10 protein-coding genes are annotated in these 13148 nt (G+C 57.5%); 4 read left to right on the plus strand and 6 right to left on the minus strand.

Translation table 11 applies throughout. The features are described from left to right. Positions 1–19 precede the first annotated feature (19 nt). On the minus strand, positions 20–829 hold the full coding sequence (locus ABIE60_RS07750) for a mechanosensitive ion channel family protein (RefSeq protein ID WP_354468866.1): 810 nt from the start codon (positions 827–829) through the stop codon (positions 20–22). Between the two features lie 129 nt (positions 830–958). Here ABIE60_RS07750 and ABIE60_RS07755 point away from each other — a divergent pair, with 129 nt between their 5' ends. Then, positions 959–1531: a TIGR04211 family SH3 domain-containing protein gene (locus ABIE60_RS07755; protein ID WP_354468867.1), complete on the plus strand. Its 573-nt coding sequence runs from the start codon at positions 959–961 to the stop codon at positions 1529–1531. Here the strand turns inward: ABIE60_RS07755 and ABIE60_RS07760 are convergent. Both ABIE60_RS07760 and ABIE60_RS07765 read right to left on the minus strand, forming a co-directional pair. Then, complete coding sequence (locus tag ABIE60_RS07760; RefSeq protein ID WP_354468868.1) at positions 1528–1734, minus strand: hypothetical protein; 207 nt, start codon at positions 1732–1734, stop codon at positions 1528–1530. The genes ABIE60_RS07755 and ABIE60_RS07760 overlap by 4 nt on opposite strands. A 34-nt stretch (positions 1735–1768) precedes the next feature. Beyond that, positions 1769–4315 (minus strand): EAL domain-containing protein, encoded by a 2547-nt coding sequence (locus ABIE60_RS07765; RefSeq protein WP_354468869.1) that lies wholly within the window; start codon positions 4313–4315, stop codon positions 1769–1771. A 170-nt stretch (positions 4316–4485) separates the two neighbouring features. Between ABIE60_RS07765 and ptsP the strand changes: the two genes are divergently transcribed. Then, entirely contained in the window at positions 4486–6801 is a 2316-nt protein-coding gene (ptsP, locus tag ABIE60_RS07770) for a phosphoenolpyruvate--protein phosphotransferase (RefSeq protein WP_354468870.1), read from the plus strand. Between the two features lies 1 nt (position 6802). Here ptsP and ABIE60_RS07775 read toward each other — a convergent pair whose 3' ends face one another. Then, positions 6803–7708, minus strand: a complete 906-nt coding sequence (locus ABIE60_RS07775) for an ATP-grasp domain-containing protein (protein WP_354468871.1) — start codon at positions 7706–7708, stop codon at positions 6803–6805. A 328-nt stretch (positions 7709–8036) separates the two neighbouring features. Between ABIE60_RS07775 and ABIE60_RS07780 the strand changes: the two genes are divergently transcribed. Together ABIE60_RS07780 and ABIE60_RS07785 are read left to right on the plus strand one after the other, a co-directional pair. Then, positions 8037–9074: a glutathione synthetase gene (locus tag ABIE60_RS07780; RefSeq protein ID WP_354468872.1), complete on the plus strand. Its 1038-nt coding sequence runs from the start codon at positions 8037–8039 to the stop codon at positions 9072–9074. Continuing rightward, complete coding sequence (locus ABIE60_RS07785) at positions 9058–11040, plus strand: flavohemoglobin expression-modulating QEGLA motif protein (RefSeq protein WP_354468873.1); 1983 nt, start codon at positions 9058–9060, stop codon at positions 11038–11040. Before ABIE60_RS07780 ends, ABIE60_RS07785 begins: the two co-directional genes overlap by 17 nt. Positions 11041–11058: 18 nt before the next feature. Here the strand turns inward: ABIE60_RS07785 and ABIE60_RS07790 are convergent, their stop codons facing one another. Both ABIE60_RS07790 and ABIE60_RS07795 read right to left on the minus strand, forming a co-directional pair. After that, positions 11059–11898 carry a class II glutamine amidotransferase gene (locus tag ABIE60_RS07790; RefSeq protein WP_354468874.1) on the minus strand — a complete coding sequence of 280 codons (840 nt, stop codon included), beginning with the start codon at positions 11896–11898 and terminating at the stop codon, positions 11059–11061. Positions 11899–11901: 3 nt separating this feature from the next. Beyond that, entirely contained in the window at positions 11902–13089 is a 1188-nt protein-coding gene (locus ABIE60_RS07795) for an MFS transporter (RefSeq protein ID WP_354468875.1), read from the minus strand. Positions 13090–13148 lie beyond the last annotated feature (59 nt).

Raw genomic sequence — 13148 nt, forward strand, 5'->3', positions numbered from 1 at the left:
CCGCAGAGACTGAGCCGGCTCAGTCGGCCGACTCCTCGCGATGGAAATGGACGTCCATCTGCGGGAAGGGAATGCTGATCCCCTGACGGTCAAACTCCAGCTTTACCTTTTCTGTGGTATCCCAGAGTACCGGCCAGTAGTCGGCATTTTTGACCCAGGGACGCACGTTGAAGTTAACACTGCTGTCGGCCAGAGCCGCCACATTCACAACCGGCTCAGGCTCTTTCAGCACACGCTCATCCTGAGCAAGAATATCAACCAGAATCTGCTTGGCTTTCAGCAGGTCATCGCCGTAACCAATGCCGAACACCATATCCACACGGCGTGTCTCGCGTTTGGAATAGTTGGTGATGTTGTCAGCATAGATTTTGCCATTGGGGATAATGATTTCGCGGTTATCGCCGGTGCGAAATACGGAGTTGAAGATGGTGATATGTTCCACAATACCGCTTACGCCACCGGCTTCAACGAAGTCACCGGCCTTGAATGGACGAAACACGATCAGCATCACGCCGGCAGCAAAGTTTTTCAGCGAATCCTGCAGTGACAGGCCGATCGCCAAGCCTGCCGCACCGATCAGTGCAATCAGTGAAGTGGTATCGACCCCCAGCTGACCCAGTGCAGCAATGATAACGAACAGCAGCAGCAAGGCATGCGCGATGGAGCTGATGAAGTTGATCAGCATTACATCCATTTTGCTCTTGCGCAGCAGCCGCCCGACCACATTCATCAACAACTTCACAACCAGACGACCCACATAGAAGATCGCGATTGCCAAGGCGATATTAATCACCCAGGGCAGAATATACTCCTGAGAAAAGGCTTCCATTTGTGCTCCCCTTAATAATTCCGGCACATTGATCAGTTTCGCTGTCGTTCATGTACGGGACAGCTCCTAAACGATAAAGTGTTTGTAGTGTAAAATCATGTTTTTGTTGATTACGCAGATGGGAAAACGATGAGAAAAATAGTCCTGTTCACCGCCCTGCTCAGCTTCTCGTTACCGGTTCTGGCTGAAAAAGGTCATATTGCCGATGATGTGTACGTATTTTTTCACGGCGGGCCAAGCAATGAGTACCGTATCACTGGCCGGGTCAACAGTGGCGAACCCGTTGAGATTCTGGGACGCAACAACGGTACCGGCTATGTTCAGATTCAAACGGAAGGGGGGCGGACAGGCTGGGTGCCGGATCAGTTTGTCGCAACGGGTGACAGCAAGCTGATTGAGCTGCCCAAACTTGAACAGTCTCTGGAGCAAAGCCAGGCGACCATCAGCGAGCAGGCAGACACCATTGAACAGCTCAATGCCAGCCTCAACCAGCTGAAAAGTGAAAACGGCACCTATGATGACCAGATCCGAACACTCAACACCGAGATTCGGGATCTGCAGTCACAGATTGCCAACATGGACCAGAGCAACATGATGCGCTGGCTGACCTATGGGGGCTTGATCGCTTTCGGCGGTGTCATTCTGGGGCTGGTGATGCCCTACATGCCGCGCAAGCGCAAGCGCCGAGACGACTGGTTCTAGGCGCTTGCATGCCCCAGGGACGGGGGCAAGGGTTCCAGCTCGGCAAAGCCTTCGCCTCTGGCCCAGTAATGCCGCCCCTGCTCTACCCTGATAACGCCGTCAAAGCGTTGTTGCAGGTATTCGACCGCCTCTTCCAGCGTGTCTATGTCACAGAGTATTACGCCACCGCGCTCATTGTCGGTGGCAAAAATGTAGCTTTTCACGCATTCACTCCAGCTGAAGTCTCAGGTGATCGGTTCACAACTGAGCCGAGTCATCCGGCGGCAGCAGGGAACTGGCCTGATAGCGCCTGGCCCACTTCACCAACTCTTCTGCCCGCATCGGTCGGGCGATATGGTACCCCTGCGCCTGATCACAGCCAAGCTCACGCAACACCCGCAGATCCCGATCGGTCTCGATACCTTCCGCGACCACCGTCAGTTCCATCGCATGACTCATGTCGATCATGGCATGTACCAGCCGTGCATCGGTACTGCCGGCGCGCACCCCACTGATGAAGCTGCGATCAATCTTGAGCATATCCAGTGACATCTGGCGGATATAACTGAGGCTGGAATAACCGGTACCAAAATCATCAATGGCGATACGCACACCCTGATTGCGCAGACGACAGATTTCACGTTCAGTGCGTTCGGCACTGTGCAGAAAACTGGTTTCGGTCAACTCAACCACAAACTGGTCAGCCGGTAACTGGTGGGTATGCAGTGCCCTGAGGACCTGATCGGCCACTTCAGTACGCTGAAACTGACGGGCGGAGAAGTTAACCGACATTTTCAGCGTCAGGCCCTGAGCCAGCCAGCCTGCTGCATCACGTACCGACTGATCCAGCACCCAGGCACCGATCGATTCGATCAGGCCGGTATCTTCGGCCACGGGTATGAAATCATCCGGCGCTACGCGGCCCAGCTCAGAGCTGTCCCAGCGAATCAACGCTTCGACACCCAGCAGAGTTCCGCTGCGAAGGCAGATCTGCGGCTGATACACCAGACTGAACTCTTCGCGCTCCAGTGCCTGATGCAAAAAACTGTTAATGCGATAACGACTCAGTGTCTGTTCGTGCAGAGCTGGCGAGAAGAAGCAGATATTGTTGCGTCCCCGCTCCTTGGAGTGCTGCAGCGCCACCTCGGCAGCCCGCACCAGCTGCCCCGGCTCATCGGCATCAGCCGGAAAGACCGCCACACCCATGCTGCCACGTACACGCACTTCACGATCATCAATCAGGATCGGCAGTGACAAGGCACGACTGATCCGATCAAGACAGGCGGTGATGCAGGTCTCGTCCTTCAGCTCTGTCAGCATAATATAAAACTCGTCCCCGGACGGTCTTGCAGCGGTACCGCAATCCTGCAGGGCAGACTCGATCCGCTCGGCAATCTGCTTCAGTACCCTGTCACCACCACTGTGACCAAAGCGATCATTGATCTGCTTGAACATATCCAGGTCCAGCGCCAGCAAAGCAAGTGGCGTCTGCTGCTCGCGGGCAAAACCCAGCGCCATTTGCAGGCGGTCATGGAACAGTCGTCGATTGGCCAACCCGGTCACGCTGTCAAACCATGACAGCTGCTGCATGCGCGCTTCCGAGCGTTTGGCTTCGGTCAAGTCATGGAAGATGGCGGCATACTGTGTGATCTTGCCGTCATCATTCTCGATGGCCGTGATGCTGAGCCACTCGGGATAGACACTGCCATCCTTGCGGCGGTTCCAGATCTCGCCCTGCCAGCGCCCGTCCCGCTCCAGGGTTTGCCACAGCTGGCGGTAGAACTGGCGGTCATGGCGCCCTGAACTGAGCATGCTGGGGTTACGCCCCAGCGCTTCCCAGGCTTCGTAACCGGTGATGGCGGTAAACGCCGGGTTGACGCTCTGAATGTTGCCATTGCCATCGGTGATCACAATACCCTCACGGGATGCATTGATCACCCGCTCAATCAGGCGCAGGTTATGTTGTGATTGTTGCAGAGCCCGACTTTTATCATGCAGCAGTTCTCGCAGCCGATAGATGTAGTCCAGCTCAACGCTGCGCAGAATGTCACCGTAAGAGGCCAGGCCGATCACCGTCCCGCTGTGATCTTCGACCCCAATATGGCGGCAGTTGTGTTCACGGAAATAACGCCGTACGTTGTAAAGGCTCAGGCGGCTGTCAACGGAGATCAGCCGCGGCAGCGCCAGGTTGGCCAGTGGTTGATCCAGATCGACGGCTTCTGCCAGCAGGCGGATCACATCGGTTTCGGTCATGATCTGCCAGCCCTGTGCATCATCACCTACCAGCATGGCGGTGTAATTGACGCTGCGCAGACGTTCGATCGCCCGCCTCAGGCTGCAGTCCGGGCTCAATCTGAGTACATTGAAGTTGGTAATTTCTTCCAGCGACTTGAGAAACAGGTCATGCTCAAGCCCCTGACTGTTGACGATATCGCTCTGACTGACAATGCCGACCCATTGACCGGCCGCGCCGACAACGACTGCATGGGCCGCGCTTTGACTGATGAACTCAAGGCCAAGCTCATCCACGCTCAGATTGGCATCCACCTGCAGCACAGGCGCCAGCATGCCCGCTTCAATCAGGGTGCTGTCAGAGCTTTGCTGCAACACGAGCTGCATCGCTCTGCTGCGCGTCAACAGCCCCACCGGGCGTGTCGCGTCTTCCACCAGCACCGAGCCAATATGGTGCCTCGCCATCGAGGCAACCGCCTGTGACAGGGGGGCACCGAGTTCGATACTGATGATTTCAGCCTGGCAGATCGCTGCTACCTTGATTGCCGGCAGGTGTCGGGGATGTGTATTCATGAACTGCGAGATTACCACACTTCGTTCTTTGCGCTAATTGTAGTCTATCAGTGACAGAATATTTGATTCGTGTCAAAGCATTGCTCTGCTGCCACAGCTGTGACAGCATCCATAAATTACCTGCCGATTGCCGGAATCCTCTGTCGGAACTCATTTTCGGAACTACCGTCATGCAACAACCCTCTCTGAGCGCCCTCACCGCCATTGTTGAACAGATTGCGCGTACCGGCGATCCTGAAGCGATGATGAGCACCATCGTTCAACGCTTGTGTCAGCTGATGCAGGTCGATGTGTGCAGCCTTTATCTATGCACACCTGATCAGGAGCACCTGATCCTTGCCGCCACCGAGGGTCTGTCCAGAGAGGCCGTTGGCAAGGCACGGCTGAAACTTGACGAGGGGCTGGTGGGTCATATTGCCTCTTCACTGAGCACACTGAACCTGGGCGACGCACCTGCAGATGATCGTTTCGTCTTCATTCCCGAAACCCACGAAATGCCCTACCACCGCTTTCTTGGCGTACCACTGATCCACCTGCGCCGGCTGGTGGGAGTACTGGTAGTACAGGGGCGAGAGCGGGAGCCTTTTTCGCAGGAGGTCGAGGCCTTCCTGATTACCATCGCTTCCCAGCTGGCCGGCAGCCTGCATGCTCTGCAAAGTCGTGGTGACTGGTACGAGCAGCGCCCACGCAGCAATCGTGGCGTTTACCGTCGACATGTCGGGCTCAAGGGGGCTCCGGGGCTTGGCCTGGGACGACTCTGGCTGGTCAAGCCGCACATGTCACTGGATCAGGTTCAGCCCGGCATCAACAGCGACCCGGTGCAGGAGCGCGACGAGTTGCTGGCGGCCATTGCCACCGTCAGTGACGAACTGGAATCAGGCTCCGGCCATCTGGGCAATCACCTGCCCGGCGATGTGCACGCCCTGTTCAGCGTCTATCAGATGATGCTGCACAGCCCGGAATTGACTCAGCAGACACTGGCACTGATCGAGGCCGGTGACAACGCCGCCTGGGCGTTGCGGCAGACGATTGAGCAGATGGCCGACCAGTTCCATCAGTCGGAAGACCCCTATCTGCGCGCCCGTGGTGAGGATATCGCCAACATCGGCCAGCGGGTACTGAATCAGCTTTTATCGCGCGAACGTCCCGTAATCGAAACCCCGGATGAAGAGCTGGTGCTGGCCGGTGAGCTGGTGAGCATCGCCGATCTGGCGGATTTTCCGCTGCAACAGATCCGCGGCATTCTGTGCACTCAGGGCTCCACCCTGTCCCATACCGCCATTGTGGCCAATGCGCTCGGGATTCCCGCTGTGATGGGGCTGGAACAACTGGAACCGGAGCATCACCGTGGCGCTCGGGTCATTGTTGACGGCAACCGGGCCGAGGCCGTGCTCAATCCGCCACCACCGCTGCTGGCGGAATACAAACGGATGATCGCGGAAGAAAAACGTTTCATGGAAGGGCTGGAGAAACTGCGTGATGAACCGGCCGTTACCCAGGATGGTTTCCGTGTCACACTGCTGACCAATACAGGACTGCTGGCGGACGCAACTCCCGGCCTGCAGCGCGGTGCCGAGGGGGTGGGCCTGTACCGCTCTGAAATTCCGTTCATGATCCATGACAGCTTTCCCACCGAGCAGGAGCAGTTCACCCTCTATCAAAAGGTACTCAAGGCCTATGCGCCCCGGCCCGTGACCATGCGTACCCTGGATATCGGTGGCGACAAGCAGCTGCCCTATTTCGACATCAGCGAGAGCAACCCCTATCTGGGCTGGCGTGGTATCCGCTTTACCCTTGATAACGCGCAGCTGCTGATCAGCCAGGTGCGCGCCATGCTGAGGGCCAATGTCGACACCGACAACCTGAAGCTGCTGGTGCCGATGGTTGGCCGGGTGGATGAGATGCAGGCGTTTCGCCAGTATGTGGAAAAAGCGGTGGACTCGCTGCTGCGCGAGGGGCATCAGGTAAAAATGCCGCCGATCGGCATGATGGTCGAGGTCCCCTCCTCCATGCTGCTGCTGCCGAAACTGGCACCCTATATCGACTATGTCTCGATCGGCTCCAATGATCTGACTCAGTATTTGCTGGCAGTGGATCGCAACAACCCGCGAGTGTCGGCGCTGTTTGATCACCTTCACCCGGCGGTACTGGTAGCGCTGGAGTATATTCTGCAGCAGTGCCACACACTGTCGCTGCCGGTGTCCATCTGTGGTGAAATGGCCTCAGACCCGGCAGCAGTATTGATACTGACCGCCATGGGCTATGACTGCCTGAGTCTGAGTGCCTATAACATTCCCCGCATCAAACTGCTGATCCGCTCGATCAATCGCGAAGAGCTGCTGCCGGTCCTGGAACAGGCCAGAGGCTGCAACAGCGAAGCGGAAGTGCGCGCATTGTTGCTGCCGGTGCTGGAACAGTATGGTTGGGGACGTGAGCCGCGCCCCCAGCTGAATGATTCAGACCGCTCGCAGACGGGTTACTCATGACTCAGAAGTTACCGAGGCGGATACACAGAAAGTTGTAGATCTCATTCACGACATCCACCTCGCAGCAACTTTCCACGCCCTCAAAGCCGGGGGATGAGTTGGCTTCACACACCTTGTAGTGGTCGCCGGCGAACAGCAGATCCACCCCGGCAATCTCCAGCCCGAGTACTCTGGCGGTTTCAATCGCCAGCCATTCGATTTCGGGGGTCATGGGATAGGGCCGTACCGAAGCCCCACGGGAAAAGTTGGCCTTGAAACTGCCCTCTTCCGCCACCCGCTCCATGCACGCCACCGCCCGCCCGCCGATCACGATGACGCGCAGGTCGCGGCCGCGGCTGTCGGCAATAAACTCCTGCAGAATGATGTTGGCCTTGGGGTTGGTCAACTCCACCATCTGCATCAGGTCTTCGAAGTGGCTCAGCGTCTCACACAGAAACACGCCACTGCCCTGGGAGCCGGACAGTGTTTTCACCACCACCGGGAAACCGATCTGCTTCTTCACCAGCTCCGGATTGACCGGAAACTTCACCAGCATGGTTTTCGGCACCGGCAGCCCGTTCTGAGCCAGTATCTGATGGCTGTACAGTTTATCCTTCACCGTATCGATGCTTTCGGCCGAATTGAAACTGTGTACGCCCAGGCGTTCCAGGTGCCGAATGACGGCCAGTGCGAAGTAGTTGGTTCCAGCCCCCATACGCGGCAGAAAGAAATCCGGCAGCGGTGTGGACTCGCCATTGATCATGACACTGTTGCGATCGTCACGGGTGACTGTGAGATCAAAATCCTCGGGCTGATACACGCGGATATCGATACCGTGCGCAGGGGCACGCTCGACCAGCCGCTCAAGCTCGTAGGTTTCCTGTTTAACCAGGGTGCTGTCCGATTTGTAAAGAATCCAGCCAAGCATCTGTCGGGGCTACTCCGAAGGGTGTGAGCGGCGATATTAAGCCTGCCAATGCAGCTGTGCCAGAGTCTGGCGCAAAAAGATTGATCACGCCAGCCACAACATGAGCCCCGTACACTATACTCAAGCCGATTGATGAAAAAAATCCATGATGGACGGGGTGAAAAGTATTGTTTCCAGCTCCGTTATGGCGTCCAATGCGCGCACTTGTCGCCCGGTATTCAGATCTGAACACCGGCCCTTTTCCACCCCCTATATCTGACACACTGACAGCTTCCCGATTCCGGCAGATGCACTGCCCGGTACGCCTGTCTGTCTGCAGGAGAAAGACATGAAGATCTGCTTTCTGATGTACCCCTGGGAACAAATCAAACCGGACACCGACACCACGCTGCGCATGGTGCATGAAGCGGCCCTGCGCGGCCACACCGTGGCGATCACTTCACCCGCCAATCTGACCATTCGTGACAACATCAGCAGTGCGTTCTGCAACGTGTTGCGCAAGGGCAGCAAGGTGTCAGATAACATTCCATCCTTTTACCGTCACGCCGAATTCCGCCGCAGCCGGCTGCCGCTAGCCGGCTTCGATGCCATCATCGTGCGTCTGAACCCGCCGCTGGACACCATCGTGCTCAACTTCCTCGATTCGGTACACGGTGAAGTGTTCATCATGAACGGCCTCGATGGCCTGCGCATCGGCAACAACAAGCTGTATACCGCTGCATTCAACGGTCCGGCTGCCCAGTATCTCCCGGTGACCCACGTGTCCAAGAACAAGGACTATCTGGAAAAGGCACTGGATGAATCTCCCGGCGAGCGCATGATCCTCAAGCCGCTGAACGGCTTTGGCGGCAAGGGTGTGATCGTGATCGAGAAAAGCGCACGCCAGAGCTTCCGCTCCCTGCTCGACTTCTACATCGGCAGCGGCAGCAACAGTAACTATGTGATCCTGCAGGAATACATCGAGGGTGCCGAGAACGGCGATGTCCGCATCCTGATGCTCAACGGCGAGCCGATTGGCGCGATGCGCCGCATTCCGGCTGAAAATGACATGCGCTCCAACGTCCATGCCGGTGGTCGCGTGGTAAAACACACCCTCAGCAAGCAGGAGCTGGAACTGTGCCGCAGCTTCGGCCCCAGGCTGGTGCGAGATGGCCTGTATTTCACCGGTCTGGATGTGATCAACGGCAAATTGCTGGAAGTGAATGTCATGGCACCGGGCGGTATCGTGCGTATCAACAAGCTTAATCGGGTACGCCTGCAGCGTCAGGTGATCGACTTTGTCGAGAATGTGGTCGAGGCGCGCAACATGGTCGAGCAGCGCAAAACCGCTTTCCGCCAGGTGATCGAAGATGCAGACGCTGTCTGAAACCCAGATTGTCAGCCTGATTGAAGCACGCCAGCCGGTTAACGCCCGGCTGCGTAACGCCGGGCTGACAATTCGTATTGATGAGTATGTGCCGCTGGTATGCACCGTTTTACATGCCGGCACCAGCATGCGACCGGAGATAGCCTCTCGCCTCGCGATCAACGAAGAGCAGCGGCGCCGCTTTGAAACCGCCGGCACCGAGCAACTGGCGGCCCTGCTGCCGATCACGCTGATCGTGGAAGAATCCCGTCTGGCCTGTGACTTGAACTTCCCGTTGTCACAGTGCCTGCGCAAGCGGATCGATGGTCGCAGCCTGTGGCAGCGTCCACCCACCAAGCAGATGCAGCAGCGTGCCCATCGTCAGCATCAACGTTTCTACCATCTGTTGGATGCGCTGCTGGATGCACTGGAAGAAGATCATGGCCACTGCCTGCTGGTCGATCTACACAGCCATCCACGCGAGGCTGATTCCGACAGTGGAATCTTTCATGTCATTGCCAGCCAGGTACGGCTGCCGGAAGGTGAAACGGTAGTCAATGGTCTGCTCAAGCAGCTGGACCAGATCAGTCTGCCCAACCAGAATGTCAGTGTCTCGACCGGCGAACCGGTACATCAGGGAGAATATCTGGGTGCTCATGTCAATACCCGCCATGAGCAGACGCTGACCATTCCCCTGCAGGTCGATCCGGTGTTCCGCGACAGCAGCGGTACCCTCTATCCACTGGTGGTGGACGCACTCTGTACCGGCATGCACCACAGCCTGTACGAGGCCGCCGCCATTCTGGCCCGGCAAAGCTCCGGCCAGCGCATTCGTGGCCACGACCTCATGCCCAGCGAACTGCCGGGCGAAGTGCTGCGCGTCGACCGTGCACTGAAGAAACTGGCCAAGGGGCTGGAGACGCTGCTGTACATCAACCCGATCAATATTGCGCGGGAAGAGCGACTGTTCATGCGTAACAGTGGACGCTACCAGCCGCAGTTCCGCTATCGTCAGCTGCGCATCGACCCCTATGTGCACCGCGAAAAGCTGTACCGCCTGCCGGTGGATCGCATCCGAGACCCAGCGCTGCGTCAGCTCTACCGAGAGGTAATTGATGCCCTTGCCGAACGGATCGATCTGCTGGTCAGTATCGGCAGTGACCGCTTCCTGTATAACTCGCTGCGCTATTACGGTGAACCCACCACGGAAGATCTGGCCAACGCCCGCTTCCTGCTGCATGCCGCCGAACGGCCGGAGGAGCATAATGGCGTACGCTACAGTGCCGAAGAGATGATCCCGTTTTTCGAACAGAAAGCACAGGAGTGGGGGCTGGAGTGCAAGGTTGAGCTGTCGGATCGATTGCTGGCGCAGGCGATGGTAAACAACGGCCGCAAGGCACTGCTGGTGAAGCGCAGCGCCCGTGCCAGCGAAGCCGAGCTGCACGCATTGGCACATCATGAGCTGGGGGTGCACATGAGCACGTCGCTCAATGCAGCCGCTCAACCGCTCAAGGTGTTTACGCTGGGCTTGCCCGGCAACACTCATGCACAGGAGGGGCTGGCAATTCTTAGCGAGTACCTGTGTGGCCACCTGACGCTGAAACGGCTCAAGACGCTGGCATTGCGCGTGATCGCGGTCGACCAGATGATCCGCTACAACGATTTCTGCCGCACCTGGCGCACCCTGGTGGAGGATCATTCTTGCCCACAGGAAGAGGCGTTCAAAATCACCGCTCGAGTTCATCGTGGCGGCGGTTTCACCAAGGATCACCTCTACCTGAGCGGCTTCAGTCAGGCACTCAAACTCTGGCGCGAGGGCGACATCAAGGGGCTGTACATCGGCAAGACCGGCTTCAGCTACCTGCCGCTGATCAACGAACTGCTGGCACGCGGTCTGGTGGAGCCGCCCGCTTACCTGCCGGACAGCCTGGTCAATCCACAAAACTGCAGTCCCGAAATCACCTATCTGGTGAACTGTATCCGCTGAATCGCGACAACCGGCCGTTCAGTATTCCAGCTGTTCCCGCGCCTCACTCCAGAGAGAGAGGCGCGGGCACTGATCCAGCAGCACGCCATCGCGAAACATCATTACTTCCCCTTCAGGCAACGGCTGCCAGTTGCGTCCATCCAGAGGCACGCTTGCCAGCATTACACCGGGGTTGTTACGCAGCGGCTCAATCTCGATGCCATCGATATGACCGCTACCACTCTCGTCACACTCCAGCAGATGCAAGCCTGGCGCCGAAACAGTGCCATCAGCCTGGCGCCTGCGGTCACTGTGGGCAAACAGCAGTTCACCGTCTGAATAGAGAAAGTTGGCCGTACCGAGCTGGCGCATGCGTGCCGCAAAATCGGCCACCACCGCCAATCGTACTTCCGGATCGGGACGCCCATCCTGCCAAATGGCACTGATGCGGCTCATCAGTACACAGAAGGCACGCTCGGAATCGGTTTCACCCACGGGGCGGTAGCCACCGACAGGAAAACGCTTGGGGTTGTGAATGAACTGATTAAGATCACCATTATGCGCAAACAGGTGCATACGCCCTGCGGCTTCACGCTGAAACGGCTGGGTATTGCGCAGCGCCAGCTCACCCTGGGTCGCATGTCGTATATGACCGACAAACAGGCTGGAGGGACGGTGTCGCTCACGCAACCAGTGCGCCGTTTCACTGTGAGCACAGGCAGCAGCTTCACGAATCAGCTGTACATCGTGCCCCTCATACCAGGCGAACCCCCAGCCATCACCATGAGGACCTTCCAGCCCACCATGACGAGCAAAGCGCTCCAGCGACAGTGACAGATGTACCGGTTCGGCGGTTGAGATCGCCAGCAGCTCACACATGACTCAGGATACTCCAGCCGGTTGCGGGGCCTCCTGCTGACGGCGCAGGGGTTCCAACAGCAGGATTGCCAACAGGGTAAAGCCCACCACCGGGATCATCAAGGCATTCATCGCCTGCCAGCCCACACTGGATTCCAGCCAGCCGGCCCCCAGTGCCGAGAAGGTGACGGTGCCAAACACCAGAAATTCGTTGGCTGCCTGAGTGCGCGCCTTTTCCGCCGGTCGATAGGCCCTGGTCAAAAAGGATGTCGCACAGATGAACATCCAGTTCCAGCCCAACCCCAGCAGGAACAGCGCACTCCAGAAATGCCACTCACTCACGCCATGCAAGTTGATACCGATACACACCAGCATAATCACGGCCCCCGAGAACATCAGCCTGACCTCACCGAAGCGTCGAATCAGCTGGCCGGTAAAGAAGGAAGGCAGGTACATGCCCAGCACATGCCACTCAATGACATTGGCTGCACTGGAGAAAGCATAGCCACAGCGGTCCATCGCCAGCGGCGTGGCCGTCATCAGCAGGTTCATCACCGCATAGCTGGTCATGCCAACAATGACCGCCAGCAAAAATCGTGGCTGCAGCAGGATCACTCGCAGAGGCCTGACCTCGCCCCTGACCCCCTGCTGCATAGGTGGAATCCGAATCTGCGTCAGCAGGACAAGTGCCAGCAGGTACAGCCCGGCCAATACGGCAAAGGCACCACTGAAATCGGCTCCAATCTCGAAATCACGGCTGTACACGGCAAGATTGGGCCCAAGGATAGCCGCGATCACCCCACCAACCATCACCATGGAAATGGCGCGACTTTCATAGCCCTTGTTGCATACTTCAACGGCCGCGAAGCGATACAGCATGCCGAAGCCGATACCGATACCCAGCAGGGCTGTACCGGTACAGAACAGCACAAAGGAGCTGCGCTGCAAGGCCAGCAGGCAGAGCAACGCACCAGCAAAACCGATGACATTACCCAGAAAGAAGCCATTACGCCGCCCGATGCGCTGCATGATGAGCGAGGCGGGAATAGTAGCCAACATCAGGCCGATGAACTGAAACGCCACCGGCAGCGTAATCCATTCACTGGCTGGTGCCAGCTGAAGCCCGATCAGTGCATTGACCGATACCAGCAGCACATTTCCGGTATTCAACAGTGCCTGACAGAGCGCCAATAACCAGACGTGGCGATTCATATACTCATTCCGTATAAGACTGAAACCGGCTATTTAACGGCGATCACTCACTCGGATGC

Source organism: Marinobacterium sp. MBR-109, from assembly GCF_040547565.1.
GTDB lineage: Bacteria > Pseudomonadota > Gammaproteobacteria > Pseudomonadales > Balneatricaceae > Marinobacterium.

Coding starts and splice junctions, on each gene's coding strand:
- ABIE60_RS07795 (WP_354468875.1), bottom strand. CDS start 13,089: ATGAATCGCCACGTCTGGTTATTGGCGCTCTGTCAGGCACTGTTGAAT.
- ABIE60_RS07765 (WP_354468869.1), bottom strand. CDS start 4,315: ATGAATACACATCCCCGACACCTGCCGGCAATCAAGGTAGCAGCGATC.
- ABIE60_RS07785 (WP_354468873.1), top strand. CDS start 9,058: ATGCAGACGCTGTCTGAAACCCAGATTGTCAGCCTGATTGAAGCACGC.
- ABIE60_RS07780 (WP_354468872.1), top strand. CDS start 8,037: ATGAAGATCTGCTTTCTGATGTACCCCTGGGAACAAATCAAACCGGAC.
- ABIE60_RS07790 (WP_354468874.1), bottom strand. CDS start 11,898: ATGTGTGAGCTGCTGGCGATCTCAACCGCCGAACCGGTACATCTGTCA.
- ABIE60_RS07755 (WP_354468867.1), top strand. CDS start 959: ATGAGAAAAATAGTCCTGTTCACCGCCCTGCTCAGCTTCTCGTTACCG.
- ABIE60_RS07750 (WP_354468866.1), bottom strand. CDS start 829: ATGGAAGCCTTTTCTCAGGAGTATATTCTGCCCTGGGTGATTAATATC.
- ptsP (WP_354468870.1), top strand. CDS start 4,486: ATGCAACAACCCTCTCTGAGCGCCCTCACCGCCATTGTTGAACAGATT.
- ABIE60_RS07775 (WP_354468871.1), bottom strand. CDS start 7,708: ATGCTTGGCTGGATTCTTTACAAATCGGACAGCACCCTGGTTAAACAG.